We start from the raw sequence: 1,990 nt of genomic DNA on the forward strand, positions 1-1,990 counted from the left end.
TTTCAAGGTCGACAAAGTCGTCGCCGAGCTTCGGGAGCAAGCAAAAAAGCAGGAAGCTAAAGTCAAAGCTGGCCAACAGGGCGCCTATGTTGGTGCGGAACTCGAAATCAAGTTGACGACAAAGCTAGAGACGCAAGGCAGCATCAAACGCACGATGGCCAGCGGTCACCCTGAATACGACTTCTCGGCTGAGAGCACAATCAGCCTGACAGGAAGCGCAAATATGCGTGGCGGAGCCAAAGTGTGGATTGTTGAAGGTGCTTTTGCTCTGAGCGGTAAAGTAATTGCAGAAGGTAAGTGTGCACTGCAGACGGCGAAAAAGAACGAGGGTGCCAAGAATGAAAAAGAGATTGTGGAACTGGTGATGTACCACAATGGCATCAAGGCGGAGGTGGAAATTACGGTTTCGGGAAGTGTGGGGATGGATAAATCAAATTCAGGTAATGGGAATGATGGAATTAATGGATATAAGAAATCAGCTAATAATGAAGAAAAGAAAGGTGTTAAAAGAGAGTGGATATGGGCAGAGCCTTTGAATAAAAAAGTATCTCCTTTTCGAATAAATGTTTTTGGTGACTAAGTAATATGAATAATTTAATGAAAAGTATAACTATAATATTTTTTATGTTACTGGGTGGGTGTAAGGAGATTAATGACATGTCAACAGATAATGTGAATATTGATCGTGAAGGGCTGCCACCAGAGGTGATATATGTTGTAAATATGACCTCAAAAGAAATGTACTGTGGTGGACTAATAAACGGTATGGAGCAACTTGATAACTTATCCACGAAGAGCGGAACCGTCATGATGGGATTCAATGCGACGGCCTTTTTAAAGAAGGGGGTCAATAAGATGGAATTGGGTGTGGTCCCTCTCGATGCCCGGAATGGAATGGAAGCGCATCGCGAAGGAGCACGTTGTGAAACGACGTTGAAAGCTGCTTTCAAGGACAATGATGATGTTGAATTGACCAGTTTGCTGGCGACGGAGGAATCAGGAGTTCCAACAATAAAGAGTTCCAAGCTCTATCCAGATGAGCACAAGTCTCCGTTGGTAAAATTAGAGGGGGAAACCGATGGTTATTTGACGATGTTCGAACGAGAGTTCTATGTCAAAACCATACCTGAGTGGGCGTGGACTCGCGCAACGCCTTTTGTTGAGGAGCGCGAGAATATGAAGATGCTACGGAAGGCCTATACTGACCTCCTTGAGCTTATCAGGAAGAAGGATTTCAAGGCGCTTGAAGCAGCTTGGTCGTTGTCCAGCCGGGAAAAGGCAATGGCAGAGGGGTATCAGTCAACTCCAGAGGAGTTTTATAGCGCAGTGGCCATAGAGAGCGGTTTTTCTCTATATGAAGATGTTGTAGTCAAACCGATTGGCGACTGGGGTGATTATAAACTGAAGTCTTTTATGGGCGGAAAGTTAGTTCGATTAGAGAATAGTCGAGGTTCATCCCCGTTAAGAATCTTCTCAGAGAGTCATGATTGGCTAAGAACATTTACACCCTACTTCTCACTAATAGACGGTCGACTCGTGATCTCCCGATAATAAAAGCCAAAATCGAAGGACTGGTATAGATGAGCAAAGCAGCCAAGGTTGGCGATATTGGAACCGACCATTCGGGTTTTCCTCCAACCCCAATCACCTCAGGGTCTCCGAGCGTAAATATCGATGGGATACCGGCGGTTCGTCAGGGCGATCCATTGGCGCCGCACTCTAAGCCAAAACACGCGCCTCATGGTCGCAGCATCGTTGGGGGCTCCGGCACTGTATCGATTGATGGCAAGCCTGCGGCACGCGCTGGCGACGCTGTCAGTTGCGGTGGTGTAGTTATAGGTGCTGAAAGCGTAAATATAGGGTGAACTGAGTTGATATTGGAATAAAAGGATAGTGTTTTGATTCCGGCATAGGAGGTGCCATGACAGCTTGCCCCCACCCCATCGGCGTCGCCTGTGGGTGTACTAAATCCGATCCATGTCTGACATCG

General features: G+C 46.7%; 3 protein-coding genes. All 3 read left to right on the plus strand.

The features are described from left to right. A partial coding sequence (locus tag ADIMK_RS22055; RefSeq protein ID WP_036182608.1) for a hypothetical protein occupies positions 1 to 580 on the plus strand: 580 nt, incomplete at its 5' end. A 77-nt stretch (positions 581 to 657) separates the two neighbouring features. Next, entirely contained in the window at positions 658 to 1,551 is an 894-nt protein-coding gene (locus ADIMK_RS01085) for a hypothetical protein (protein WP_197027447.1), read from the plus strand. 29 nt (positions 1,552 to 1,580) lie between these two features. Further along, on the plus strand, positions 1,581 to 1,865 hold the full coding sequence (locus ADIMK_RS21610) for a type VI secretion system PAAR protein (protein WP_036182609.1): 285 nt from the start codon (positions 1,581 to 1,583) through the stop codon (positions 1,863 to 1,865). The last annotated feature ends 125 nt before the right edge of the window (positions 1,866 to 1,990 follow it).

It is taken from the genome of Marinobacterium lacunae, assembly GCF_000705555.1.
In the GTDB taxonomy this organism is placed as follows: domain Bacteria; phylum Pseudomonadota; class Gammaproteobacteria; order Pseudomonadales; family Balneatricaceae; genus Marinobacterium_D; species Marinobacterium_D lacunae.

What these genes read in the sequence shown, in the direction of transcription:
- ADIMK_RS01085 (WP_197027447.1), top strand. Translation starts at nt 658, where the DNA reads ATGTCAACAGATAATGTGAATATTGATCGTGAAGGGCTGCCACCAGAG.
- ADIMK_RS21610 (WP_036182609.1), top strand. Translation starts at nt 1,581, where the DNA reads ATGAGCAAAGCAGCCAAGGTTGGCGATATTGGAACCGACCATTCGGGT.